The sequence below is a fragment of the Proteus faecis genome (assembly GCF_030286765.1).
In the GTDB taxonomy this organism is placed as follows: Bacteria; Pseudomonadota; Gammaproteobacteria; order Enterobacterales; family Enterobacteriaceae; genus Proteus; species Proteus faecis.
Genome location: NZ_JASVWV010000017.1, coordinates 1 through 26,697 on the forward strand (window position 1 = coordinate 1; position 26,697 = coordinate 26,697).

The 26,697-nt window shown below is 39.0% G+C and carries 19 protein-coding genes and 1 pseudogene; 12 read left to right on the forward strand and 8 right to left on the reverse strand.

All coding sequences use genetic code 11. The annotated features are described in order from the left end of the window. Positions 1-165: 165 nt before the first annotated feature. Positions 166-702, reverse strand: coding sequence for an isopentenyl-diphosphate Delta-isomerase (idi, locus tag QSH13_RS16225; protein WP_109398364.1), 537 nt, complete (start codon positions 700-702; stop codon positions 166-168). 320 nt (positions 703-1,022) lie between these two features. On the opposite strand from idi, the gene QSH13_RS16230 reads away from it, so the two are divergent. After that, positions 1,023-2,126 (forward strand): glycerol dehydrogenase, encoded by a 1,104-nt coding sequence (locus tag QSH13_RS16230; protein ID WP_109398363.1) that lies wholly within the window; start codon positions 1,023-1,025, stop codon positions 2,124-2,126. Between the two features lie 56 nt (positions 2,127-2,182). On the opposite strand, the gene metA is transcribed toward QSH13_RS16230, so the two are convergent. Continuing rightward, complete coding sequence (metA, locus tag QSH13_RS16235) at positions 2,183-3,112, reverse strand: homoserine O-acetyltransferase MetA (RefSeq protein ID WP_286047525.1); 930 nt, start codon at positions 3,110-3,112, stop codon at positions 2,183-2,185. A 339-nt stretch (positions 3,113-3,451) separates the two neighbouring features. Here metA and aceB point away from each other — a divergent pair, with 339 nt between their 5' ends. The 4 genes and pseudogenes from aceB to QSH13_RS16255 form a co-directional block, all read left to right on the forward strand. Next, positions 3,452-5,044 carry a malate synthase A gene (gene aceB / locus QSH13_RS16240; protein ID WP_286039375.1) on the forward strand — a complete coding sequence of 531 codons (1,593 nt, stop codon included), beginning with the start codon at positions 3,452-3,454 and terminating at the stop codon, positions 5,042-5,044. A 69-nt stretch (positions 5,045-5,113) separates the two neighbouring features. Continuing rightward, a complete protein-coding gene (aceA, locus tag QSH13_RS16245) occupies positions 5,114-6,421 on the forward strand; it encodes an isocitrate lyase (RefSeq protein ID WP_072065199.1) in 1,308 nt (435 codons plus the stop codon). Positions 6,422-6,491: 70 nt separating this feature from the next. Next, positions 6,492-8,201 (forward strand): bifunctional isocitrate dehydrogenase kinase/phosphatase, encoded by a 1,710-nt coding sequence (gene aceK / locus QSH13_RS16250; RefSeq protein ID WP_369961870.1) that lies wholly within the window; start codon positions 6,492-6,494, stop codon positions 8,199-8,201. A gap of 58 nt (positions 8,202-8,259) precedes the next feature. Then, positions 8,260-8,448 (forward strand): annotated as a pseudogene (locus tag QSH13_RS16255) (zinc ribbon domain-containing protein); the annotation flags it as partial. A gap of 116 nt (positions 8,449-8,564) precedes the next feature. Here the strand turns inward: QSH13_RS16255 and QSH13_RS16260 are convergent. The 3 genes from QSH13_RS16260 to iclR all read right to left on the reverse strand — a co-directional run bounded on the left by QSH13_RS16260 (position 8,565) and on the right by iclR (position 12,279). Beyond that, a complete protein-coding gene (locus tag QSH13_RS16260) occupies positions 8,565-9,206 on the reverse strand; it encodes a bifunctional 4-hydroxy-2-oxoglutarate aldolase/2-dehydro-3-deoxy-phosphogluconate aldolase (protein ID WP_109398359.1) in 642 nt (213 codons plus the stop codon). A gap of 75 nt (positions 9,207-9,281) precedes the next feature. Next, a complete protein-coding gene (gene edd, locus QSH13_RS16265) occupies positions 9,282-11,138 on the reverse strand; it encodes a phosphogluconate dehydratase (RefSeq protein ID WP_286039374.1) in 1,857 nt (618 codons plus the stop codon). Between the two features lie 304 nt (positions 11,139-11,442). After that, entirely contained in the window at positions 11,443-12,279 is an 837-nt protein-coding gene (gene iclR / locus QSH13_RS16270) for a glyoxylate bypass operon transcriptional repressor IclR (RefSeq protein ID WP_286039373.1), read from the reverse strand. 252 nt (positions 12,280-12,531) lie between these two features. Between iclR and metH the strand changes: the two genes are divergently transcribed. Both metH and QSH13_RS16280 read left to right on the forward strand, forming a co-directional pair. Continuing rightward, on the forward strand, positions 12,532-16,209 hold the full coding sequence (metH, locus tag QSH13_RS16275) for a methionine synthase (RefSeq protein WP_109398356.1): 3,678 nt from the start codon (positions 12,532-12,534) through the stop codon (positions 16,207-16,209). Between the two features lie 133 nt (positions 16,210-16,342). Continuing rightward, positions 16,343-16,921, forward strand: coding sequence for a hypothetical protein (locus QSH13_RS16280; RefSeq protein ID WP_235376110.1), 579 nt, complete (start codon positions 16,343-16,345; stop codon positions 16,919-16,921). Between the two features lie 86 nt (positions 16,922-17,007). Here the strand turns inward: QSH13_RS16280 and lysC are convergent, their stop codons facing one another. Further along, the gene (gene lysC / locus QSH13_RS16285) at positions 17,008-18,387 is read right to left on the reverse strand and encodes a lysine-sensitive aspartokinase 3 (protein ID WP_109407059.1); all 1,380 of its coding nucleotides are present in this window, start codon (positions 18,385-18,387) and stop codon (positions 17,008-17,010) included. A gap of 266 nt (positions 18,388-18,653) precedes the next feature. On the opposite strand from lysC, the gene pgi reads away from it, so the two are divergent. The 3 genes from pgi (at position 18,654) to ubiA (ending at position 21,914) form a co-directional block, all read left to right on the forward strand. After that, positions 18,654-20,300, forward strand: coding sequence for a glucose-6-phosphate isomerase (pgi, locus tag QSH13_RS16290; RefSeq protein WP_286039372.1), 1,647 nt, complete (start codon positions 18,654-18,656; stop codon positions 20,298-20,300). 221 nt (positions 20,301-20,521) lie between these two features. Then, the gene (gene ubiC / locus QSH13_RS16295; RefSeq protein WP_109398352.1) at positions 20,522-21,031 is read left to right on the forward strand and encodes a chorismate lyase; all 510 of its coding nucleotides are present in this window, start codon (positions 20,522-20,524) and stop codon (positions 21,029-21,031) included. Positions 21,032-21,059: 28 nt separating this feature from the next. Then, a complete protein-coding gene (ubiA, locus tag QSH13_RS16300; RefSeq protein WP_109398351.1) occupies positions 21,060-21,914 on the forward strand; it encodes a 4-hydroxybenzoate octaprenyltransferase in 855 nt (284 codons plus the stop codon). A gap of 102 nt (positions 21,915-22,016) precedes the next feature. Here the strand turns inward: ubiA and plsB are convergent, their stop codons facing one another. Then, positions 22,017-24,500, reverse strand: a complete 2,484-nt coding sequence (gene plsB / locus QSH13_RS16305) for a glycerol-3-phosphate 1-O-acyltransferase PlsB (RefSeq protein ID WP_109398350.1) — start codon at positions 24,498-24,500, stop codon at positions 22,017-22,019. Between the two features lie 130 nt (positions 24,501-24,630). Between plsB and QSH13_RS16310 the strand changes: the two genes are divergently transcribed. Both QSH13_RS16310 and lexA read left to right on the forward strand, forming a co-directional pair. Next, a complete protein-coding gene (locus tag QSH13_RS16310; RefSeq protein ID WP_109398349.1) occupies positions 24,631-25,002 on the forward strand; it encodes a diacylglycerol kinase in 372 nt (123 codons plus the stop codon). A 127-nt stretch (positions 25,003-25,129) separates the two neighbouring features. After that, positions 25,130-25,741 (forward strand): transcriptional repressor LexA, encoded by a 612-nt coding sequence (gene lexA, locus QSH13_RS16315; protein ID WP_023583074.1) that lies wholly within the window; start codon positions 25,130-25,132, stop codon positions 25,739-25,741. A 110-nt stretch (positions 25,742-25,851) separates the two neighbouring features. Here lexA and zur read toward each other — a convergent pair whose 3' ends face one another. After that, entirely contained in the window at positions 25,852-26,382 is a 531-nt protein-coding gene (gene zur, locus QSH13_RS16320; RefSeq protein ID WP_088494416.1) for a zinc uptake transcriptional repressor Zur, read from the reverse strand. Positions 26,383-26,697 lie beyond the last annotated feature (315 nt).

The following is a 26,697-nucleotide window of genomic DNA, read 5'->3' on the forward strand; positions in this document are numbered from 1 at the left end:
CGTTGTAGCGCCGATGGTAGTGTGGGGTCTCCCCATGTGAGAGTAGGGAACTGCCAGGCATTAAATAAGACGAGAAAGCCAACCCACTGGGTTGGCTTTTTTGCGTTTGGGGTTTTTAAAAAATGAGTAATTTATTTTATATTTAGTTTGTTAATAAGATAATTGCTAAATAATACCTTGGCTCCAACGAGAAAATTGCTCAATTCCCATCCGATTTAATATATAACGAAACCAAACACTGTAATTTTGTGCATTCTCTTCAATATCTTGATAAAGAGAATCGAGAGAGAGCCAGCGGTAATCCATCACTTCATCTGGATTGCTTTGGGGTAATTCGTTACTAAACCCAAGAAATAGATGATCAAATTCATGTTCTATCAGATCATCTGTCACTTTTTCGTTATACAGAATAGTGCCGATAGATTGCATATCACATTTCATGCCTAATTCTTCATTTAAACGACGATGAATAGCATCTGAAAGTAATTCATTTGGAAGCGGGTGACTACAACATGTATTTGCCCATAAACCACCAGAGTGGTATTTGGATATTGCACGTTGTTGAATAAGTAATTGCTTTTTTGAGTTAAAAATAAATATTGAGAAGGCTCGATGTAAGGCGCCTACAATATGAGCTTCAAGCTTTGGCATCGTTCCCAGCTCATTATCATTTTTATCTACGAGAATAACAGCGTCTTCCACAAGAAATCACCTTAATAAAATAATATATTGTTATATCGTGAATATAGCATGACTGTATATCAAATAACGATTTATTGTGTTGTACTTTTTATGGCATCACCGTCGTGATGCCTTTATTATCGTGATAAATACGTAGATAATCTGTTTTTTAAAAGAATATAAAATAACTATTTGTTTTATATAAATTAAAAATAATTAACGAAAATGATTTAGATAATGACTATTAGAGAGTTTACTAGATTCATATTATGATGAGAGGTAAGATAAAATACTAATTCTGCTATTGTGTGTAGCAAAATCTAAAATAAAGGAATTTAGTTATGTCATCTATATTACCTCGTTCTGTAACCTCACCAAAAAAATTCTTTATTGGTAGTCAATTACTGTCTTCTGTCGGTAAATATGTAAAAGATTTTGGTGATAACGCATTTATTATTAGTGATGAGTTTTTTTTAGAAAAAGTAACTAAAGAAGCCATTCCTTCTCTAAAAGAAAATAGCATTGTTTCACAGGTTGAAAAATTTAATTATGAATGCACTGAGGCAGAAGTTAATCGCCTTGGTAAAATTGCGGTTGAAAATAAAGCGAACGTGATTATTGGTATTGGGGGAGGTAAGACATTAGACGTGTCTAAAGCCGTTGCTTATTATCAGCATATTCCTGTTATTTTATTTCCGACTATCGCTTCAACTGACGCTCCTTGTACGGCATTGTCTGTGTTATATAAAGAAAATGGTGAGTTTGATAAATATTTGTTCTTACCACAAAACCCAGACGTTGTTATCGCAGATACCGCTATTATTGCCTCTGCCCCACAACGCTTTTTTTCAGCAGGTGTTGGTGATGCCCTAGCCACTTACTTTGAAGCACGTGCTTGCTATCAAGCAGACGGCTTAAATTTAGTCAATCAACGTCCATCACGTACAGGTCTTGGCTTAGCACAGCTTTGCTTTGAAATGTTAAGTGAAAACATTGATAAAGCTATGGACGCTATTCGCCATAAAATTACTACTCCTGCATTAGAACAAACAATTGAAGCAACAATCTACCTTAGTGGTGTTGGTGCTGAAGCCGGTGGTTTAGCTGCTGCTCATGCAGTAAATAATGGTATGTCTGCGGTTGAGTCTTTACACCATGTTCAACATGGTGAAAAAGTAGTATTCGGTTTATTAACTCAATTAGTGTTAGAAAATGCACCACAAGAAGAAATTGATGAAGTGATCCGTATTATTAAAGCGGCAGAATTACCACTGACACTTGAAGATATGGGCATGAAGGAATTTATTGAAAGTGAATGGCGCACTGTTGCTAAGATTGCCTGTGCTGAAGGAGACACTATGGGTAATATGCCAATGAGAGTGACTGAAGAAGATGTTTATAATGCAATGGTTGCAGCTAACGCGTTAGCTCATCGTTATAAATAATTCTTAGTTTGGTAAGTGATTATCTTAAAACCCCAAATTGATTTTGGGGTTTTTGTTTAATCTAATGTTGGATTCATTTGGGTAAGATCGAATGGTGTTATCTGATAAACATAATAGTTTAACCAATTTGCAAACAACAAATGACCATGGCTACGCCAAGAAGCAATAGGTTTTTTATTCGGATCATTATTAGGAAAATAGTTTTCTGGTAATTGAGGATCTAGTCCTGCTTTCATATCACGATGGTATTCATCTGCTAGTGTATTGGGATCATACTCTGGGTGCCCTGTTGCAAAAACGACTCTTTTATCTTTTGATGCAAATAAATAAGCACCCGCTTCTTCTGAAGTTGCAAGGATCTCTAAATCAGTATTGTTTTGAATAAGGTCGATAGGAAAACCGACATAACGAGAATGTGGAGCGAAAAAAGTCTCATCAAATCCACGAGTTAACAGTGAAAATGGTGAACAAGTGTTATGACTATATACGCCTGAAATTTTTTGTTCTAGTGTGTATTTAGGCAGGTTATATAAGATATTCAATCCAGCTTGAGCCGCCCAGCAAATAAAGAGTGTAGAAGTTACATGCTCTTTAGCCCATGTAATGACTTCTTTTATTTCATTCCAATAAGTCACATCTTTAAATTCCACTAGTCCTAATGGTGCACCTGTGACGATAAGTCCATCGAAATTTTGTTCTTTAATTTGGTCAAAATCGCAGTAGAAAGTATCGAGATGTTCTACTGGAGTATTTTTAGGTATACGAGAGTCAATACGCAATAATTGAATATCGATTTGAAGAGGGCTATTAGAAAGTAATCGCAGAAATTGATTTTCTGTTTCTATTTTCTTTGGCATTAAATTAAGGATAAGCACTTTTAATGGCCGAATATCTTGAATGCTCGCTCTACTGGATGTCATAACAAAGACATTTTCTTTTTGTAAACAACTGACTGCGGGTAGCTCATCGGGGACTCTAATTGGCATTTTAATAACCTCTAAAAAGCATCTAGACATCTAGAAGCCTGAATTTAGCTAATAACCTTTTGAATGTCGAGGTCTTCATGTTGTGTATGAAGAATATTCATATAAGAAAAAGCTATATAGCCAAAATTATCAAACATTAACATTCCTTTTCTCTGTCTATTCTCGATCTCTTCCAAAATGCTCGAATTATTTTGTAATTCCGATTTTTGTACAATAAAAAAACAACGGTGTAATCACAATGTTAAAAATTATTTAAATAAAAATGGAATTCATTTTTGATTTTTGTAAAAACTGCATTAATCTTAATCAGGTGTGTAAACGCTTTTAGGGGAATGCAGAATGTCACAATCGTTAACTACAGAAGAATTAAATTTTACGCAATCTTTTGGTGAACAGGAAAAAGAGATACTAAATCATGATGTTAAGTTGTTTTTGACTGACTTGTTAAATCATTTTTCAGATAGACGCCATGCTTTATTAGCTGAAAGAGATAGCTGGAAACACAGAGTTGATAATGGTGAGCTTCCTAATTTTATTTCGGAATCAGATTCCATTATAAAATCAGAGTGGAAAGTTAACCCCATACCCAAAGATCTTCAAGACCGTCGTGTTGAAATAACAGGGCCAGTTGATCGAAAAATGGTTATCAATGCATTAAATGCTAATGTGAAAGTGTTTATGGCGGACTTTGAAGATTCCTTAGCACCTACGTGGGATAAAGTGATTGATGGTCAAATCAATTTGCGCGATGCCGTCAAAGGCACTATTTCTTATACCAATGAACAAGGCAAATGCTATCAACTTAAAGCGTCACCTGCAGTATTGATTGCCCGAGTAAGAGGACTTCACCTTCCTGAGAAGCATGTGTTATGGAAAGGGAAGCCTATTGCAGGGGGATTATTTGATTTTGCTTTGTATTTTTACCATAACCACAAAGCCCTATTAGAAAAAGGGAGTGGTCCTTATTTTTACATTCCTAAATTGCAAACATGGCAAGAAGCTAAATGGTGGAGCGATGTTTTTCATTTCACTGAAAAGCGCTTTGGTTTAGCAACAGGAACCATTAAAGCCACTGTATTAATCGAAACCTTACCCGCAGTTTTCCAAATGGAAGAAATCCTCTTTCATATGAAAGAGCATATCGTTGGGCTTAATTGTGGTCGTTGGGATTATATTTTTAGCTATATCAAAACATTAAAAAATTATCCTGATCGTGTCTTACCTGATAGACAGGGGATCACGATGACTCAACCTTTCTTAAGTGCTTATTCGCGTTTACTGATCCAGACTTGCCATAAACGTGGTGCTTTTGCTATGGGCGGAATGTCTGCATTTATTCCAAGTCGAGATCCAGAGCAGAACGGCATTATTTTGAAAAAAGTATTTGATGATAAAGAATTTGAAGCAACAAATGGCCATGATGGCACTTGGATTGCTCATCCAGGTCTTGCTGAAACGGTATTGTCTGCTTTTGATGCCGTATTGGGAACCCGCTCTAATCAGCTCGATGTGCAACGTAATGAAAAAATAACGGCAGAAATGTTATTAGCACCTTGTGCCGGTGAACGTACAGAAAAAGGCATGAGAGCGAATATCCGTGTTGCTGTGCAATATATCGAAGCATGGATTTCTGGTAATGGTTGCGTACCTATCTATGGATTAATGGAAGATGCAGCAACAGCAGAAATATCACGTACCTCTATATGGCAATGGATCCGCCATCAAAAAACACTGTCTGATGGACAAGTCGTGACCAAAGATCTCTTTCGTAAAATGCTGAGAGAAGAGCTTGAAGTGATACATCAAGAAGTCGGTGATACTCGTTTTGAAGAAGGGCGTTTTAAAGAAGCGGCTTCTTTAATGGATAAGATCACAACCCAAGATGAATTAGTCGATTTTCTGACTTTACCGGGTTACCAACTTTTAAATTAAAAAAGATACGTCACAACGTATTTATAAACTGCAAACATCATCACTACCGTATTTATAGGAGCTGTTTTTATGACTATTAGTAGATCAGAGCAAATCGCCCAATTAGAGAAAGAGTGGGAACAACCTCGCTGGAAAGGTATTACTCGTCCTTATAGCGCTGAAGATGTTATTAAATTAAGAGGTTCGGTTAACCCAGAACATACCTTAGCAAGACGTGGTGCACAAAGGCTTTGGTCATCATTAAATGGAAAATCGAAGAAAGGCTATGTTAATGCATTGGGTGCTTTAACGGGTGGGCAAGCATTGCAACAAGCAAAAGCAGGATTAGAAGCTGTTTATCTTTCAGGGTGGCAAGTCGCTGCTGATGCCAACACAGCTGCAAGCATGTACCCTGATCAGTCGCTATATCCAGTTGATTCTGTTCCTAATGTTGTCCAACGTATTAATAATACCTTTAGACGAGCCGATCAAATTCAGTGGTCAAATGGCATTGGTCCTCAACATAAAGATTATATTGATTTTTTCCTTCCTATTGTGGCTGATGCGGAAGCCGGTTTTGGGGGAGTATTAAATGCCTTTGAATTAATGAAGGCGATGATTGAGGCGGGAGCAGCAGGTGTTCACTTTGAAGATCAGTTAGCAGCAGTGAAAAAATGCGGTCATATGGGGGGAAAAGTACTTGTTCCGACCCAAGAGGCTGTTCAAAAGCTGGTTGCTGCACGTTTAGCCGCAGATGTATCTGATGTGCCTACATTACTTGTTGCAAGAACGGATGCCGATGCAGCCGATCTCTTGACTTCAGACTGCGATCCTTATGATAGTTCGTTCTTAACTGGAGAACGCACACCTGAAGGTTTTTTCTGTACTCATGCAGGTATTGATCAAGCTATTAGTCGAGGGCTTGCTTATGCTCCTTACGCCGATCTGGTGTGGTGTGAAACATCGCTACCTGATCTGAAAATGGCGGCTAAGTTTGCTGAAGCTATCCACGATAAATATCCAGGGAAAATGTTGGCTTACAACTGTTCTCCTTCCTTTAACTGGAAAAAGAACCTAGATGATCGCACGATAGCGCATTTCCAAGATGAACTCTCCGCAATGGGATATAAATTCCAATTTATTACGTTAGCAGGCATTCACAGCATGTGGTTCAACATGTTCGATCTGGCTCATGATTATGCTAAGGGCGAAGGTATGAAACATTATGTTGAGAAAGTGCAAGAAAAAGAGTTTGCGGCACTTAATCAAGGTTATACCTTCTCATCGCATCAGCAAGAGGTCGGAACAGGGTATTTTGATAAAGTCACGACGATTATTCAAGGTGGCATGTCTTCGGTGACGGCACTAACAGGCTCAACAGAAGAACAGCAATTCTAAGATCCAAAAATATTATTATCTGTTTTTGTGGTGATAATTCAGGAGCAGGATGCTCCTCTTTTTCGTGAGGTTGCTAATGACGCCAGAAGATTTAATTGCTCAAACAATTTTACAAGGCTTTGATGCCCAATATGGTCGCTTCCTTGAGATAACGTCAGGGGCACAATATCGTTTTGAGCAAGCGGATTGGCATGGTGTGCAAATCGCGATGAAAGAGCGCATCCGTTTATATGATAATCATGTTGGATTAGTCGTTGAGCAACTTAAATGTATTCGACATGATATTGATAAAGATAGTCTTTTTTTACAAAAGGTGAAAGATAACTATACGCAATTATTACCCAATTACCCTCGATTTGAGATTGCAGAGAGTTTTTTTAATTCTGTTTATTGTCGTCTGTTTTACCATCGTGAGTTGAATAAAAAAAACCTCTTTGTTTTTTCATCACAGCCAGCTTACCGCTTTACACAAGCGCCTCGACCGTTATCAAAGCAGTTTGTTATTCAGAGTGATTTACCCGCATTATTGCAAGACATTTTATCACGTTTACCTTTGCGACTACCGTGGCAAAATAAACAACGTGATATTCACTCTATTTGTAACGTACTTACCGCTCAGTTCTCTTCTGAACAATTACAGAGTGCGGTATTTCATATCGCAAATGAACTCTTTTATCGTAATAAAGCGGCTTGGTTGATTGGCAAAATAGTGATTAATGATCAATATATTCCATTCTTATTACCCATTCATAATGTTGAACAACAATTACTGATTGATACCTGCCTTATCTCGGCAGATGAAGCGAGTATTGTCTTTGGTTTTGCCCGCTCTTATTTTATGGTTTATGCCCCATTTCCTGCTGCATTAGTCGCGTGGTTAAGAGATATCTTACCGAGCAAATCTATTGCGGAGCTTTATATGTCGATAGGGTGTCAAAAACACGGCAAAACAGAATACTATCGTGAATACCTTGCCTTTATGAATTTTTCATCAGAGCAATTTATTGAAGCTCCTGGTGTAAAGGGGATGGTGATGTTGGTCTTTACATTACCAACTTATGATCGTGTTTTTAAAGTGATCAAAGATAAGTTTGCACCACAAAAAACGATCACGGCAGAGCGTGTAAAAGAATGCTATCAATTGGTTAAAGAGCACGATCGTGTTGGGCGAATGGCAGATACCCAAGAGTTTGAGAATTTTATGATCGAGAAGAAAAGAATTAGCCCTGAATTAATGGCGATCTTTGAACAAGAGATCGCCAATAAATTGGAAGATCTGGGCGATAAGATATTGATCCGTCATCTTTATATGGAGCGGAGAATGATACCGCTCAATATCTATATGGAGCAGTGCGATGACAATCAACTTAAAGCTATTGTTGAAGATTATGGGCAGGCGTTGAAGGAGCTTATTGCGGCGAATATTTTTCCCGGCGATATGCTGTTTAAAAACTTTGGTGTGACTCGACATCATCGTGTGATTTTCTATGACTATGATGAAATTAGTTATATGACAGATATGAATTTTCGTGCGATCCCTCCTGCTCGTTACCCTGAAGATGAATTAGCAAGTGAGCCTTGGTATAGCGTTGCACTCAATGATGTATTTCCTGAAGAATTTCGCTATTTTTTATGTAGTGATAAGCGAGTTTGCCACTATTTTGAAGCTCAACATCATGAGCTTTTATCACCAGAATATTGGCAACAGCAACAGCAAAAAATTAAAGAAGGGTATATCGAAGATGTTTATGCCTATTCCCAAACTAAGCGATTTACTTAATAAATTGCCTTAGCGAAAAACGCCGTAAACCCTCGCCCAATGCGGGCGGGGATATAAGAAAATGCCGGAGATGCCGTTAAATAAACGCATCTGGCAATGTCCTGAATGCGGAATTGAGCATGACCGCGATATCAACGTGGCGATCAACATCGAACGCAAGGGCATACTGGAATTACAAGCGGCGGGACTCGTCGTTTCTGCCCATGGAGGCCAGCGTAAATCCGTCACACAGACGGTTGCGGTCTAAGAAGTGGGAAGCCTCGCCCGACAGGGCGGGGAGCAGTCACGAAAAGATAAAAATAAAGATAGGTACAAGGGGATACCTACCTTTATTGGATAAAACCTATTTTTGTATTGAGATAATTAACGTTGAGTGCCTGCAACGGCTTCTTTAGCTAATTCGGTAATACGTTTGAAATCACCTGCTTTCACTGCATCGTTAGGCACTAACCAAGAACCACCAATACAAAGTACGCTCTCAAGTGCAAGGTAATTACGGTAGTTTTCAGGTGAAATGCCACCAGTTGGGCAGAAACGGACTGTTGAGAATGGGCCTGCAATTGCTTTTAATGCCTTGACCCCACCATTAGCTTCTGCTGGGAAAAATTTAAATTCATTTAAACCGTAGCTCATTCCCAGCATTAATTCAGAAACTGTTGAAATACCTGGGATTAAAGGAATAGTTCCCGCAACGGCTGCTTTGAGTAATGCTTCTGTTAATCCAGGGCTAATAGCAAATTGAGCACCGGCTTCAGTGACTTGTGCTAATTGTTGAGGATTAATTACTGTACCCGCGCCAACAATAGCTTCAGGCACTTCTTTTGCAATACGGCGGATAGCCTCAATTGCACATTCTGTACGTAATGTCACTTCTAAAACTTTTACGCCACCGGCGACTAAAGCTTTTGCTACAGGGACGGCATCATCAATATGGTTGATAACAATAACAGGAACAACAGGCCCTGATTTTAGTACAGACTCTGCACTTGTATTCCAATGATCCATGATTGTATTTCCTAATCAGAAAGTGGTGAGCAAATAAATGCAATCTGCTCCTCGTTAAGCCTCAAACTTGCTATATTAAAAATCAATGCAGCAAGCACCTTGTTCAGCACCTGATAAATGACGGCGTAAATTAACGAATAACTCACGACCACAGCCTGTATTATTGGCACTTAAATCAGGAATTTCATCTTGGCGAGCATTTAATATTTGCTCATCGACAAGCAACGTTAACTCACCTGTTTTACCATTAACACGAATGATATCACCATCACGTACTTTGGATAATAAACCTCTATTAACAGCCTCTGGTGTAACATGAATTGCTGCGGGAACTTTACCTGAAGCGCCTGAAAGTCGACCATCTGTAACTAATGCTACTTTGTAGCCTTTATCCATTAATACACCTAAAGGTGGCATCAGTTTGTGCAATTCAGGCATACCATTCGCTTGCGGTCCTTGATAACGTACAACAACCACACAATCTTTATTTAACTCGCCGGCTTCAAACTTAGCGGCGATATCATGTTGGCTATTAAACACAATGGCAGGCGCTTCGATGATTTTGTTTTCATCAGGCACTGCTGAGGTCTTCATTACAGCTCGACCTAAATTACCCTGCATTACTTGTGTTCCACCATGCGATGAGAATGGGGTATTTATATCGGCAATCACATCTTTATCTAAAGAGCTTATCGCGCCTTCACGCCAATCAAGTTTACCGTCATTTAACCAAGGCTCTAAGGTATATCGCTCAATACCAAATCCAGCAACAGTGTTTACATCACGATGAATTAAGCCTTTTTTCAGTAATTGACGAATGATCAGTGCAATGCCGCCTGCTGCTTGAAATTGGTTGATATCGGCAGGCCCATTAGGATAAATGCGTGCAATAAGAGGAACAACTTGAGACAGTTCAGAAAAATCATCCCAATTAATTATAATCCCTGCTGCGCGTGCCATGGCGACTAAGTGCATGGTTAGATTAGTTGAACCACCTGTTGTCAGTAGCGCAATAATGCCGTTAACAATGACTTTTTCATCAACTAACTGACCGATAGGAAGATAATTACCTGAGTTTTCTGTTAATCGTACAATCTGATTTGCCGCAGCATCTGTTAATGCATCACGCAATGGCGTATCTGGATGGACAAAAGAAGCGCCGGGTAGATGTAATCCCATCATTTCCATGACCATTTGATTAGAGTTTGCTGTACCGTAAAAAGTACAGGTTCCAATGCTATGATAAGATGCCGCCTCGGCTTCTAACAACGCATTACGATCAACTTTACCTTCTGCATAGAGTTGGCGAATACGGACTTTTTCTTTATTTGGCAAACCGCTAGTCATGGGGCCTGCTGGAACAAAAATGGCAGGAAGATGACCAAAAGAGAGAGCGGCCATAGTCAGTCCGGGAACGATTTTATCGCAGATCCCTAAATAGAGTGCACCATCAAACATATTATGGGATAAACCAACTGCCGCTGACATTGCAATAACATCACGACTTAGGAGCGATAGCTCCATACCATCTTGTCCCTGTGTGACACCGTCGCACATTGCTGGAACACCGCCTGCTACTTGTCCTACGGCACCAACAGCATGTAATGCTTTTTTAATTTTTTGAGGATAATCTTCATACGGCTTATGAGCCGACAACATATCATTGTAAGCCGTGATAATGGCAATATCATTATGAACCATATTTTTCAGGCGATTTTTATCATCAGCCTGACAAGCAGCAAAACCATGAGCTAAATTACCGCAAGCCAACTGAGCACGATGTACGGTTTGACTTTTTGCAGCTTCAATTTTTTTCAGATAAGCACGACGAGTTGCATATGAGCGAGCAATAATGCGCTCAGTCACCTGCTTTACTGTCTCATTAAGGGGAACAACGTCGTTCTGAATAGGGTCATGATTTTTAGGGTTCATAATGATACTTCCTTTATTCACACAAGGGTGATGAGCGTTACTATTGGCTTTCAAAAGAGGATCTTTAAATTCGCTATAGTATTTGTTACCGGTAACATTGTTACGGGTAACAAGAAGAGTTGCAATACTCTTAATTCGTCTTAAACAACATCTGTGATCGACATCAATTTTTTAAGGTGATAAGTAACAGTTTTTTAATATTTGATGGGAATAAAGAGATAAAAGTCGCTTTTTTGCAAAGCTGAATCGTTTTATTTTGGAAAATACCTTCCTTGCTGTTGATGACAAGGAAGGAGAAATTGGGTTAACTTTTTACACCGCCATATTCACGGCTAATTTGTTTTGCTGCTTTGATAACCATTGCGCCTAATTCAGTGATACGCGAATCCGTCATTCTAGAAACAGGGCCTGAAAGTGAAATAGCCGCAAAAGGCTGGTGGTGTTCATCATAAATACAAGCACCTATACAGCGCAGGCCTAAAGCATGTTCTTCATCATCGAAAGAAAAACCTTGTTTGCGAGCCTGCTCTAAATTTTCTTTTAAGGATGAAGGGAGTGTTCGGGTGTGAGGTGTATAAGCCATTAGACCTTTCTTCTGGAGCAAAGGCAGTAATTTATTATCTGCTAAAGTAGAAAGGAATGCTTTACCTGCACCAGATGCATGCATCGGTAATTTACCGCCAATAGGCGCTGACATTCTCATTAGCGCATTACATTGCACCTGATCGACAATTACTGCATCAAATTCAATTTGGTCAAGAATAGCTAGGTTAACGGTTTCGCCAGAATCTTCCATCAACTGACGTAAAATAGGATGCACCATGACCAAAAGATTGCGAGTTTGTAGAAAGCTACTGCCAACAATAAAGGCGTGAGTGCCTACAACCCATAAGCCTAAATCTCCGACTTGACGAACAAAACCATGTTGTTGAAGTGTCGTGAGTAGGCGATGTGTTGTGGAATTGGGTAATCCTGCTTGAAATGCGAGATCGGTCAGAGTGATACCACCCGGAGATTCGGAAATATATTCCAATAGTGTAAGTCCGCGACTTAACGATTGAACAGGGCCTCCTTGTGTAGTGCTTTGAGTGGCAGTTGTTTTTGTCTTACGCACTTTTTTATTTGTAGGGGAAACTGTCATGTATACACTCCAGAAATGCTATCCATATTAATATCTATTATGAACTATCTCGCGTAATAAAACTCCTCCGATCACCGCATTTTTCAAAACAATATGTGTGATAAGAAATATTTATTAAAAGCGTTTATCACTAAGTGAAAATCTCTCATCTTCGTCTTAGAAATCTTTGCAAAAAGATATGGTAGGATAAAAAAACAACGAAATAACGATAAAAAATAAGCACAAAAGCATTCTCGATTAAGAGGAAATAACGTGGCAAACATAAAACAACAACTGGTGGAAGCATTAGAAAAACGTATCTTAGTACTTGATGGCGCAATGGGGACGATGATCCAGCAATATCAACTTACAGAAGTCGATTATCGAGGTGAACGTTTTGCTGATTGGAATTGTGATGTTAAAGGGAATAATGATCTTTTAGTCTTAACACAACCTCAGATCATTGCTGATATACATGATGCTTATTTTCAAGCCGGTGCTGATATTGTTGAAACCAATACCTTTAACTCGACTTCTATCGCGATGGCTGATTATCACATGGAGTCACTCTGTTTTGAGTTGAATGAAGAGGCTGCAAAATTAGCGAGAGCCTGTGCAGATAAATGGAGTGCTTTAACACCGGATAAACCTCGCTATGTTGCGGGTGTTTTAGGGCCAACAAACAGAACGGCATCTATATCCCCTGATGTTAATGATCCAGCTTTTCGTAATGTTTCATTTGATAAACTGGTGGAGGCTTATCGAGAAGCAACGCGTGGGTTAATTAAAGGCGGTGTTGATTTAATTATGGTCGAAACTATTTTCGACACACTAAACGCGAAAGCGGCTATTTTTGCGATTAAATGTGAGTTTGAATCGCTCAATATTGAATTACCTGTGATGATCTCTGGTACCATTACAGATGCTTCAGGAAGAACCCTAACGGGTCAAACAACAGAAGCATTTTATCACTCCTTACGTCATGCTGATGCGCTCTCATTTGGTTTAAACTGCGCGTTAGGCCCTAAAGAATTACGCCAATATATTCAAACACTTTCACAAATTTCTGAAACTTATGTTAGTGCTCATCCTAATGCTGGTTTGCCTAATGCATTTGGAGGCTATGATTTAGATGCTCAAGAAATGGCTGAGCAAATTAAAGAGTGGGCACAAGCGGGTTTTCTTAATATTGTAGGTGGATGTTGCGGAACAACACCTGCGCATATTCTTGCTATTTCACAAGCAGTAGAAGGTATTGCACCAAGAGTATTACCAACCTTGAAAAAAGCATGCCGCCTTTCAGGTCTTGAGCCATTAATCATTGATGAGAATTCACTGTTTGTGAATGTGGGTGAACGAACCAATGTTACAGGATCGGCTAAATTTAAACGTTTAATAAAAGAAGGAAACTATCAAGAGGCGTTAGATGTTGCGCGTCAGCAAGTTGAAAATGGTGCTCAAATCATTGATATCAACATGGATGAAGGCATGTTAGATGCAGTTGAAGCCATGACACGTTTTCTAAATCTGATTGCGGGTGAGCCTGATATTGCTAAAGTTCCTGTGATGATTGATTCTTCTAAATGGGAAGTGATTGAAGAGGGATTAAAATGCATTCAAGGCAAAGGCATTGTTAACTCTATTTCAATGAAAGAGGGAGAAAAACCTTTTCTTGAACACGCTAAATTAGTACGTAAATATGGTGCAGCAGTTGTTGTTATGGCATTTGATGAAGTGGGGCAAGCGGATACTCGAGAGCGCAAAATTGAAATTTGTCGCCGAGCTTATCAACTTCTCACAGAACAGGCAGGTTTCCCACCTGAAGATATTATTTTTGATCCTAATATTTTTGCTGTGGCAACCGGTATTGCTGAACATAATAATTATGCTGTTGATTTTATTGAAGTCTGTGCGGATATTAAGTCTCAACTACCTTATGCCTTAATTTCTGGTGGTGTTTCTAACGTTTCATTTTCATTTCGAGGTAACGATCCCGTTCGTGAGGCTATTCACTCTGTTTTTCTCTATTACGCCGTTAAAAATGGCATGGATATGGGAATTGTGAATGCAGGGCAACTTGCCATTTACGACTCATTACCGGATGAACTGCGTAACGCAGTAGAAGATGTCATATTAAATCGTCATGAAGAGAGTACTGATAATTTATTAGCACTTGCTGAGCGTTATCGCGGTAGTAAAAGTGATGAGCAAAATCATCAGTTGGCAGAATGGCGACAATGGGATGTAGAAAAACGCTTAGAATACGCGTTAGTGAAAGGGATCACTGAATTTATTGTTGAAGATACCGAAGCGTGTCGACAACAAGCATCAAGCCCGATTGAAGTCATAGAAGGGCCATTGATGAATGGCATGAATACTGTTGGAGATTTATTTGGCGAAGGTAAAATGTTTTTACCTCAAGTTGTGAAATCAGCAAGGGTGATGAAACAAGCCGTTGCTTATCTTGAACCTTATATTCAAGCGACAAAACAAGCGGGTACATCCGCAGGTAAAGTTTTACTGGCTACCGTAAAAGGGGATGTTCACGATATTGGTAAAAATATTGTGGGTGTGGTTTTGCAGTGCAATAACTACGAAATTATCGATTTAGGTGTGATGGTGCCTTGCGATAAAATTTTGCAAACAGCAATTGATGAAAAAGTCGACATTATTGGTCTTTCAGGACTTATCACACCTTCACTTGATGAAATGGTGAATGTTGCCAAAGAGATGGAAAGGCGCGGTTTTTCTTTACCTTTAATGATTGGGGGAGCAACAACGTCTAAAGCACATACTGCCGTAAAAATAGAGCCGAATTATAGTCATCCTACTGTTTATGTACAAAATGCATCGAGAACTGTAGGTGTTGTTGCTGCACTATTATCTGAAACACAAAAAGCCGATTTTGTTGCTAAAACACGACGGGAATACGAAGTCGTACGTCAGCAATACGCTAGAAAAAAACCTCGTACACCGCCCGTTTCTATAGAGGTTGCGCGAAACAATGCGCTACAAATTGATTGGCAAAATTACACACCGCCAAAACCTAATCAATTAGGAGTGCAAGAGATCACAGCAAGTATTGAAATATTGCGTGAATATATCGATTGGACCCCTTTCTTTATGACATGGTCTTTAGCTGGAAAATACCCACGTATTTTAGAAGATGATGTGGTTGGTGAAGAGGCTAAGCGTGTATTTGCTGATGCAAATGCGATGCTGGATAAATTAAGTTGTGAAAAATTATTAACACCAAAAGGAATTGTTGGGATATTTCCAGCTAATCGTGTCGGTGATGACATTGTGATTTATCGCGATGAAACTAGGCAACAACCGTTGTTATATAGCTGCCATTTACGTCAGCAAACAGAGAAAAAAGAGTTTCCTAATTACTGTTTAGCGGATTTTATTGCACCCGCAGAAAGTGGTATTGCTGATTACTTCGGTGCTTTTGCAGTAACAGGCGGATTAGAAGAAGATACTCTCGCGAATGCTTATGATAATGCCCATGATGATTATAATAAAATTATGGTAAAAGCATTATCAGATAGATTAGCAGAAGCCTTTGCCGAATATCTTCATCAGCAAGTCAGAACGAAAATTTGGGGCTACAGCCCTGATGAAAACCTCTCTAATGACGAATTAATTAGAGAAAAATATCAAGGAACACGACCTGCGCCTGGTTATCCTGCTTGCCCTGAACACACGGAAAAAGCCAAAATTTGGCAATTACTTGATGTTGAAAATCGCATTGGGATGAAATTGACTGATGCTTATGCCATGTGGCCTGGGGCGTCAGTATCGGGTTGGTATTTTAGTCATCCTGATAGTAAATATTTCGCTGTTGCTCAAATACAAAAAGATCAGGTTGAAGATTATGCACAACGCCGAGGGATGAGCGTCAGTGAAGTTGAACGTTGGCTTGCTCCTAATTTAGGGTATGAGTCTTAATTTCTCTTAATTCTGAGATCTCAACAATATAATAAATACCATGGGGATCGAGATATCCCCTTGTTATTTTCTCTCGCAGTTCCTATTAAAGGTGTATAAGCTATAAGCCTGTATCAGAAAAAAGGACATGACGATGAGTTATACTTTGTATCTTCAGAAAACGCCTCCTACTGGCACTGAAATACCTTTTCCTTCTTTAGCGAAAGGGGGATATCCCTTAAATGAAGTGTTAATTAATGCTTTTTTAAATCTGATGCAATTAACAGGAAGTTTAGATACAGAGGCAATTTTAGACGAAAAAGCATTTGATAATATTTGGCTAAAAGCAGAAATGACGCCGGCTCGAATCGAAGAAGTGGGAGACTATATTTATCATAAAATTCCTACCTCTCCAGAGCCTGTTGAAGAAGAAATAGAATTATTTAAACAGGCAATGAAAGAAGAAGAGGCATTATTAGCCAAAGAAAGTGACAAAGAAGGTCATATCCCTATTCATAAATTTGCTACCAATGATGGTTGGATTGTCACACCAAATGAGTGTGAAATCATTGCTGCTACGCTTACCGCTAAGTTGCTGGAAGATAACCGAGTTTTTGTTGAAAAAATTGCAAAAATGTCTCATCTTTCGCATAAAACTTTAGAGATTGCCTTAATTGATTTTGGTAAATTTAATCAATTTGCAAAAAAATATGGTGGTTATCGGGTTTATTAAAAATGAAGCATTTTTAATGCAAAGTATGAAAAATAGAAGAGAAATAATGTGTTATCTCTCTTCTATATATTGAAATTATTAATTAATTAAAACAGTGTATCATGTAATTTACGCACAATATTATCGGCATCTTTGCCATCAACTAATAAACATAAATTGTGAGTACTTGCACCATGGCTTATCATACGAATATTGTAATCTTCTAATGCGCCAAAAATCTGGCTTCCTAAGCCATTCACTTGTGAGAGTGAATTACCGATAATCGCAACCAGAGCCAAATTTTCTTCAACTTCAACACGACATAATGCGGATAGTTCCGTTAAGAGTGCATTGGTTAATAAACTACCTGATGCGCTGGTGGTTCCTGTTGTATCGAGAGTTAATGCAATGCTTACTTCAGAGGTGGTTATCACATCAACCGAAATATGGTGGCGCGATAAAATGGTAAAAATTTCAGCCAAGAAGCCACGCGCATGAAGCATTTTCAGACTATGTAACGTGAGTAACGTTTGCTTTCTACGCAGTGCAATTGCACGGAATACAGGTGGATTCTCTGTTTGTGCACACACTAAAGTACCACCTTCTTCGGGGGCTTTGCTTGAGCCAACAAAAACAGGAATACCGCTACGAACAGCTGGTAATAATGTGGCTGGATGCAAAATTTTAGCGCCAAAGGTTGCCATTTCAGCCGCTTCATCAAAGGCAATTTGATCAATACGATGCGCCTCTGGCACTATTCTTGGATCAGTGCTGTAAATACCCGGTACATCTGTCCAAATATCTACACGAGACATACCCAACGCCTCACCAATAAGTGCTGCGGTATAATCGCTGCCACCGCGTCCTAGGGTTGTGGTTCTCCCTTTTGGCTCTTGGCCAATAAAACCTTGAGTGACAATCACTGTTTCTTCTAAACGAGGTTGAATAAGGCTTTGTGTGAGCTCTGTTAATTGCATCATATCAGGTTCAGCATGGCAAAACAGATCGTTGGTTTTCATCACTTTTCTGACATCAAACCAGTCTGCTTGTATACCTTTTTCACGCAATAATTCAACAAAGAGCAATGTTGACATTAATTCACCGTGGCTGACTAATTCATCTGTCAATGCATCAGATGTGGCTAGCGACGCTGCTTCTGAGAGCATCTCAATATTCTCAAGCAGACGATTTATTTCTTGAGAAATAATTTCTGGCTGAGAAAGCTGGTTGATAATCGCATACTCAATATCACGTACTTGTGAGAGTAAAGCTTCTCGTTGTGAAAGTTCAGTCCCTGATGCAAGTTCAATTAATAAATTAGTGATTCCTGCAGATGCCGAAAGAACGACAACACGCACTGATTTTTGTTTAAGAATAATATCTGCACACTTCTCCATTGCTGAAAAGTTAGCAACACTGGTGCCACCAAATTTAGCGATAGTGTATGGCGATGATGCAGATGAAGGCGTAGCAGTATTATCAGTCATTGTCGTATTCCTTTAGGCAAAAATGAGATGTTGGACACAACTTAGGAATATCGGTTATTAAGTAGAGAGTCAATGCAGAGTGAAGAATAATCAATTTAATTAATAATCAGTGCTGCATTATCGGTTTTACCTATGAAAGTAATTAGTACTAGATTTGTTGAATGGTTTTGACCAATATCATCAAATGAGAAAGAATTGACTGTAACTATTAAATGTCAGGCTACAATCTGAGAATATCAGATTGTAATCTTAAGAGAGTATTGTGAATGAAAAATGTAAACCCAACCCAAACACTAGCCTGGAAAGCATTAGAAAACCATTTTTCGGTTATCAAAGATACCGAGATGAAAACATTGTTTGCTCAGGATCCATCACGCTTTGATCAGTTTTCAAAAACGTTTTCAGACCAGATTCTAGTAGATTTTTCAAAAAACCGTATTACGAAAGAAACATTAGAGAAATTGCAGGCTTTGGCTAAGGAATGCGACGTTGAAGGTGCGATAAATAGCATGTTTACGGGGGAAAAAATCAACCGTACTGAAGATCGTGCTGTATTGCATACTGCATTACGTAATCGCAGCAATGCTCCCGTAATCGTTGATGGTAAAGATGTAATGCCAGAAGTTAATGCTGTACTGAATAAAATGAAACAGTTCAGTGAACGCATTATTAGTGGTGAATGGAAAGGTTATACAGGTAAGGCGATTACTGATGTTGTGAATATCGGTATTGGGGGTTCTGATCTTGGCCCTTATATGGTGACAGAAGCTTTACGTCCTTATAAAAATCATTTGACTATGCATTTTGTTTCTAATGTTGATGGCACTCATATCGCAGAAACATTGAAAAAATGTGATCCAGAAACAACGCTCTTCTTAATCGCGTCAAAAACCTTTACTACACAAGAAACTATGACCAATGCACACTCAGCAAGAGATTGGTTCTTAGCTTCTGCTAAAGAGAGTGCTTTTGTGGCTAAACACTTTGTCGCGTTATCCACAAACAGTACTGAAGTGGCAAAATTTGGTATTGATACAGCCAATATGTTTGAATTCTGGGATTGGGTAGGTGGTCGTTATTCATTATGGTCAGCAATTGGTTTATCTATCGCATTATCTGTTGGTTATGACAATTTTGAGCAATTGTTGGAAGGTGCTCATGCAATGGATAACCACTTTAAAACAGCAAGTGCTGAAAATAACATTCCGATGATCCTCGCTCTGATTGGCATTTGGTATAACAATTTTTTTGGCACAGAAACTGAAGCGATTCTGCCATACGATCAATATATGCATCGTTTTGCTGCTTACTTCCAACAAGGTAATATGGAGTCTAATGGTAAGTATATTGATCGTGATGGTAATAAAGTTAATTATCAAACGGGCCCTATCATTTGGGGTGAGCCGGGTACAAATGGTCAACATGCGTTTTATCAATTGATCCATCAAGGGACAAAAATTATTCCTTGTGATTTTATTGCGCCAGCTATTAGCCATAATCCTCTATCAGATCATCACGCAAAACTGATGTCTAACTTCTTTGCTCAAACTGAAGCACTCGCTTTTGGTAAAACTCGTGAGCAAGTTGATGCTGAATTTGCTGCTGCAGGAAAAGATCCTAAAACCATGGATTATGTTGCACCTTTTAAAGTATTTGAAGGTAATCGACCAACAAACTCTATTTTATTAAAAGAAATTACACCTTACTCATTGGGTGCATTAATTGCCATGTATGAGCATAAAATTTTTGTACAAGGTGTTATCTTCAACATCTTTACGTTTGACCAATGGGGTGTTGAATTAGGTAAACAGCTGGCTAACCGTATTCTTCCTGAATTAAAAGGTAAGGAAAGTGTTAACAGCCATGATAGCTCAACAAATAATCTGATTAATCGTTATAAAGCATGGCGTTAATCGAATAAACTGAATATAAGTAGTTGGTTAGATAAAAAGGAGGTTGTAATAACCTCCTTTCTTTTTGGCATCATTAGCATTTTATCTGATTTTCTTTTAACGCTTTTTTAGATTATTTATGCGAAATGTTATCAGCTTTTAACTTCCATTAGTCACATCATGATATCCTTATGAATAATAAATCGTACAAGCTAGGATCATCAACGCGTGATGATGAAATAATGTTCAAAAAATCAATAATTACTCCCGCTCCTATCCATTGGTTACCTAATGAGGAACACGAAAACATTAAAGAAAGTACATTAAGTTGGTTAATGGAATTAGGCTCGATGACTCGGCGTTTTGAGCAATATTGTAATAAAGTCACTGTAATGCCTTACCAAGAAGGATTTGTTGATTTTATTGAACCCGCTGACGAAAGAGCGTGTTTACCCAAAAGTCAGCGTTATTGGTTAAGAGAAGTGGTATTGTGTGGTGATGATATTCCTTGGTTATTAGGGCGGACGTTAGTGCCAGAAGAGACATTGACAGGTGAAGACAGAAAACTGGTCAATCTAAGAACCGTTCCACTTGGGCGTTATCTGTTTCAGGAAACAACCTTAATTCGTGATTTTATTCATATTGGGCAACAAAATGGGTATTGGTTACGCCGTTCTCGTTTTCAGCTTTCAGATAAACCTTTATTATTAACCGAGATGTTTCTACCTGCATCACCAGTGTATGAGAAGTAATTAGGGGGAGCTAAAATTGGAGGGAAGTATGACGCAAAGTAAATGGCAAGCATATAGCCGTTTAATGCGTATAGATAAACCTATCGGAGCGCTATTACTACTTTGGCCAACTTATTGGGCTTTATGGATTGCTGCTAAAGGCTTTCCTGATTGGCATATTCTGATTGTCTTTACTATTGGTGTGTTCTCGATGCGTGCCGCTGGGTGTGTAATAAACGACTTTGCTGACCGAAAAATTGATGGCAGTGTTGAACGAACTAAAAATAGACCATTACCTAGTGGGGCTGTGACAGAGAAAGAGAGCAAAATCTTATTTATCGTTTTGGTACTCTTGTCATTTGCATTAGTCCTAACACTTAATACCATGACTATTTGGCTCTCTGTGGCAGGGCTCGCACTGGCGTGGTTTTATCCTTTCGTTAAACGGTTTAGTAATTTACCTCAGCTTATTTTAGGTATGGCTTTTGGCTGGTCAATCCCTATGGGATTTGCTGCCGTTTCTGAAAGTTTGCCGTTGGTGTGTTGGCTATTATTCTTTGTCAATATTGTTTGGTCTGTTGTTTACGATACGCAATATGCAATGGTTGATCGTAATGATGATATAAAAATTGGGGTTAAATCTACCGCTATTTTATTCGGTCGTTATGACAAAATTATTATCGGCATTTTACAATTGGTGATGTTGGCATTATTAGTAGGGATCGGTATTTTATTGGATCTGAAAGGTATCTACTACTGGTCGCTATTGTTAGTAACAGCGCTGTTTATTTATCAACAGAAACTTATTGCAGAGCGTGAAAGAGCGCCGTGTTTCCAAGCTTTTATGAATAATAACTATGTTGGTTTTGTTTTATTTGCGGGTATTTTATTTAGTTATTTTTAAGATAAGTCAGTGCTGAAGTCTTCTCTACCATTGAGTCAAAACAAAAAGGGATAAGCAATAAGCTTATCCCTTTTCTATTTCGGTCATGGTGCTATTTACTGATTATTCATCAGCTTTAGTTTCACTTTTTTCGCCAATGGCTTGTACTGAATTATTATCTTCAGCGATCCCGACGCTTTCAATGGTTAAGCGAATTTCTGGTGACATTAATTTTGCAATCACTTGGTAAAGGGCAGATGCATCTGCTTTTAGGATATCTTCATTATCATTGAGATACCCTTCTTCACGTAGCGTTGAAACTAAGGTAGAGAATACCGCTTTATCAAAGAATTCAGGTGCGTTGATACCATGTAGAACAGAAAGACGTTGTGCCAAGATCCGGCTCTCTTTTTCCAATAATGCTCGGCTAATTTCAGGTGCAAAATTGAGTAAAGAGAGTGTAATGCCGTAGCGTTGTAATGTTTCTCTGACGCTGGCGGCTAAAAGCTGTAATGGACGAATACGCGCGGGGTTGATACGCAGTAAACCATCACTATTACAACAAATCAGGCGCTGACGGCACAATTCTGCAATCAAAGTATTAATGACTTCAGGGAGTTCTTCTTTCTCATAACGAATAAATAGTTCCGCTTTAATCAGAGGGAAGATGAGCTCCACTTGTTTCATTAAATCATCACGATGAATTTTTTCATGATGTAAGACAATGCTGGCAATTAATGACGGAGTGATCATTAAGTGGATTGTGTTATTACGGTAATAAGTCATTAATACCGCACTTTCACGAGGGAGTACCACAATATCACCCAGACTGTCTTTTTCGACTTGGAATTTATCTGATTGTAGTGCGTGTTCTAATAAAGTTTCAGCGTTTTTATCAGACACAATCATATCTGTCGAATAAGGCACATTGCGTAATAATTGTAGATAACAATCTATTTGCTCTAACAGTTGTTCTCTCGTGAGTGCGCGCTGACGTGATGCCAATAAGGCTGTTGAAACCAGATTGATTGCATTAATCGATGCTGCATTATTGATATGAACCATAATGTTATCAGCGAGTGTGCTTACTGTTGGGTTTAACCAGCTTGGGCGCTGTGGCTCAATTGGATCAATATCATCACGCCATTGTGGTACAGCTTGATTTAAGTATTGTACAACAGAAATTGGCTCACCAAAGTTCACATAGCCTTGACCAAGGTTACGTAATTTACGTAATCCTCTGACCATCTGCATAAAGCCTTCTTTCTCTTTTGTTGCTCCACGTAACTCTTTAGCATAGGTTGCGACTTCCATAACGTGCTCATAACCAATGTAAATTGGAACAACAGAGATAGGGCGTGTTTCACCGCGTAACATGGCTTGTACTGTCATTGAAAGTGTTCCTGTTTTAGGATCTAACAATCGACCTGTACGAGAGCGACCACCTTCAACGAAGTATTCAATGGAGTAGCCTCGTGTAAATAGCTCACCTAAATATTCGCGGAAAATGGTGGAGTAAAGCTTGTTACCTTTAAAGGTTCTTCGAATAAAGAAAGCCCCTAAACGGCGGAAAATAGGGCCAGCTGGCCAGAAATTGAGGTTAATACCGGCAGCTATATGGGGTGGTACTAAACCTTGGTGGTAAAGCACATAAGAAAGCAGTAAGTAGTCCATATGGCTACGGTGACAAGGAACATACACGATTTCATGCCCATCTTGCGCGAGTTTACGTACGCGTTCGGCATTATAAACGTTGATACCTTGATAGAGCTTATTCCATGTCCAACTTAATACGCGATCACTAATACGCACTGCTTCATATGAGAAGTTAGCAGCGATCTCTTCCATGATATCTGTGGCATTTTTACGCGCTTTATCAAGTGAGATTTTCTTCGCTTTTGATTCATCTTCAATCGCTTTTTCAATCGCTTTTGATGAAAGCAATTTATTGAAGAGATCTTGGCGTGCTGGCAATTTAGGGCCAACAGCAGCTAAACGTTGGCGTGAAAAGTGGATACGCGCAACACGTGCAAGTTTTCTCGCTATACTGGTGTCTGTACCGTGTTCGTTCGCCATTTCACGCATTGATACAGTGGGTGAAAAACGAACAAAACTATCACGACCTAACCAGAGGATAGCGATAAATTTCTGGATACCGTTAAGCACGCGTAAATGAGGAACGCCATTATGACCTTCACGACCAGGAGAGCGGCCAAACATCACAGAAACTGGCAACATCTCGATATCAAGATGTGGGTTATTACGATGTGCATCAAGATAAGCGTGAAATGTCTTCACGGAGTCTTTACGAGGATCGGGCGAGTAATAACGGAATACTCTTGGGCCGTCATCAATAAAGACATAAGCAGGAAGCTTAGTTCCACCGATCTCAATAGGTTGCAGTGGATCAGGCAACCCTAAAGAGAGACATTGCTGTCTTAATGTCAGTAAGTCAGCCTTTGAATGATAAGGCAGAACATAAAGGAAAGAGCGCGACGTATCTAACCCTAATTCAGTGATAGGATCAGTCGGAACTCGTTTACTTTTTACCAGTAATTTTAGTGGTAAATTCAATGTGTTATAATATAGTTTACGCCAAGCTGACATAAATAGTTGTAGCCTCTTATTAGCAATACTTCGAAAGCATAACAGAAAGTCTTTCGTAGATCTGTGGTGCTGTGACAATATTAATAGAGAAAAGTGACAAAATAATCGTTTGTTTTCGATAGAGTTTATTATGGCTAATCAAAATAAAGGTCTTACCCGAATCATCAAAGCTGGTGGTTATTCATACCAAGGTATTCGTGCCGCATGGATTAATGAAGCCGCTTTTAGACAAGAAGCAATTGTGACCTTAGTTGCAATTATCCTTTCATTTTTCATCGATGTCAGTGGTCTAGAGCGCATTTTACTCATTGGTTCCGTTGTATTGGTTGTGATTTTGGAACTAGTAAATAGTGCAATAGAAGCCGTTGTCGATCGAATTGGATCTGAATACCACGAATTATCCGGACGTGCAAAAGATATGGGGTCTGCCGCCGTTCTAATTGCTATTATATTGGGATTATTTACTTGGGTAACCATTCTTTGGGGACATTTCTTCGCATAAAGTTAAAAAATTCGCTTTTTGTCGAAAAATAATCCAAAGATGCGTGTTTTATATTCATTTAAGGTTTCAAATCGTCATATACCTGTATATACTCACAGTCTGACTGTATAAACAAACAGGGGGCGGAATGAAAGCATTAACTGCAAGGCAGCAGCAGGTTTACGATTTGGTTCGTGATCACATTTCGCAAACGGGTATGCCACCAACACGGGCTGAAATAGCTTCCCAACTTGGGTTTCGCTCACCAAATGCGGCAGAAGAGCACTTAAAAGCTCTTGCTCGTAAAGGCGTGATAGAAATTGTCTCTGGTGCATCTAGAGGTATCCGTTTGCTAATGGAAGAAGAGCCAGAAGGGTTGCCATTAATTGGGCGAGTCGCGGCTGGTGAACCACTTTTAGCGCAAGAGCATATTGAAAGCCATTATCAAGTTGACCCAATGCTATTTAAACCGAGTGCAGATTTTTTATTGCGCGTTAATGGTATGTCAATGAAAGATATCGGTATTATGGATGGTGATTTACTTGCTGTGCATAAAACGCAAGATGTTCACAACGGGCAAGTCATTGTGGCGCGTATTGAAGATGAGGTGACAGTAAAGCGCTTTAAGAAAAGCGGTAATAAAATTGAACTTCATGCAGAAAACCCAGAGTTTTCACCTATTATCGTCGATTTACGCGAACAAAGCTTTACTGTTGAAGGTTTAGCCGTTGGGGTTATTCGTAACGGTGAATGGCTGTAATTTGTACCAAAGTAAGTCAATACAACTTATTTTATAAAGATGCAGATGATGTGTAAAAACACAAAACCATCTGCATTTTTTTATGTCTAGACTTACTGACAGTTGCTCAATCAACGTGGCTTATAATCACCGGTTTTTTTCTGTTTAAGGTTATCATCCATACTATGATCATGATGACAACCTTCAGGATGGGTACACTCTTGTGCTTCGTGGCACTGTGAACATAATCCATGAATTTCTATGACGCTATGTCGTAAATGAAACCCACTCTCTTTTGCCAGTAATGAAATCGCATCTTCGATTTTATGGCTATTCTTTTCAGTGACAGACAAACAACGGTCACAAATTAGCATTACTGACGTATGTTCAACATCATCAAAATGATGACAAAGCACATAACTGTTGGTGGATTCTATTTTATGGATAAATCCTTGCTCAAGTAAAAACTCTAACCCGCGATAGACAGTGGGGGGTTTTGCTTGAGGCTCAACTTGGCGTAATAAATCCAATAAGTCGTATGCGCTGATAGCAGAAGGTTGCTGCATTATCAGACGTAATACTGCCAGACGTTGTGAAGTCAGGCGAACACCTCGTTTCTGGCAGATCTTTTCTGCCTGAGCGAGCAATTTCTCTTCATTCATGGGGATAAGATGCTCTCAGACGTTGTTAATAACACGGATCCTATCATATTTTTCCAGAGTAAACCTTTGTGTAAAGTGGGGTTTTATAAAAATAACTGTGGAATTACACTCTTTTTAAAGTGATCTGTTGTTAGATAAGAAAACATGTTTTTTCAATATCATATTTTCTTTCAATATAAAGAAAGCATTTTTAAGAAGGAAGAGAAGAATGCAAAGAGAGTTGTGTAAAGCCATTTTATACGATGCAAAAGTGGGATGGTTTATATAGGGCGGTATCTAATGATGATAAACAACAAAAACCCCAGCTTAAGCTGG

Excerpts from the sequence above, each read along its gene's own strand:
- ubiC (WP_109398352.1), top strand. The coding sequence starts at position 20,522 with ATGTTCAAAAAATCAATAATTACTCCCGCTCCTATCCATTGGTTACCT.
- lysC (WP_109407059.1), bottom strand. The coding sequence starts at position 18,387 with ATGACTGATAATACTGCTACGCCTTCATCTGCATCATCGCCATACACT.
- zur (WP_088494416.1), bottom strand. The coding sequence starts at position 26,382 with ATGAATGAAGAGAAATTGCTCGCTCAGGCAGAAAAGATCTGCCAGAAA.
- QSH13_RS16230 (WP_109398363.1), top strand. The coding sequence starts at position 1,023 with ATGTCATCTATATTACCTCGTTCTGTAACCTCACCAAAAAAATTCTTT.
- lexA (WP_023583074.1), top strand. The coding sequence starts at position 25,130 with ATGAAAGCATTAACTGCAAGGCAGCAGCAGGTTTACGATTTGGTTCGT.
- aceA (WP_072065199.1), top strand. The coding sequence starts at position 5,114 with ATGACTATTAGTAGATCAGAGCAAATCGCCCAATTAGAGAAAGAGTGG.
- iclR (WP_286039373.1), bottom strand. The coding sequence starts at position 12,279 with ATGACAGTTTCCCCTACAAATAAAAAAGTGCGTAAGACAAAAACAACT.
- ubiA (WP_109398351.1), top strand. The coding sequence starts at position 21,060 with ATGACGCAAAGTAAATGGCAAGCATATAGCCGTTTAATGCGTATAGAT.
- pgi (WP_286039372.1), top strand. The coding sequence starts at position 18,654 with ATGAAAAATGTAAACCCAACCCAAACACTAGCCTGGAAAGCATTAGAA.
- QSH13_RS16310 (WP_109398349.1), top strand. The coding sequence starts at position 24,631 with ATGGCTAATCAAAATAAAGGTCTTACCCGAATCATCAAAGCTGGTGGT.
- edd (WP_286039374.1), bottom strand. The coding sequence starts at position 11,138 with ATGAACCCTAAAAATCATGACCCTATTCAGAACGACGTTGTTCCCCTT.
- aceB (WP_286039375.1), top strand. The coding sequence starts at position 3,452 with ATGTCACAATCGTTAACTACAGAAGAATTAAATTTTACGCAATCTTTT.
- QSH13_RS16280 (WP_235376110.1), top strand. The coding sequence starts at position 16,343 with ATGAGTTATACTTTGTATCTTCAGAAAACGCCTCCTACTGGCACTGAA.
- QSH13_RS16260 (WP_109398359.1), bottom strand. The coding sequence starts at position 9,206 with ATGGATCATTGGAATACAAGTGCAGAGTCTGTACTAAAATCAGGGCCT.
- plsB (WP_109398350.1), bottom strand. The coding sequence starts at position 24,500 with ATGTCAGCTTGGCGTAAACTATATTATAACACATTGAATTTACCACTA.
- metA (WP_286047525.1), bottom strand. The coding sequence starts at position 3,112 with ATGCCAATTAGAGTCCCCGATGAGCTACCCGCAGTCAGTTGTTTACAA.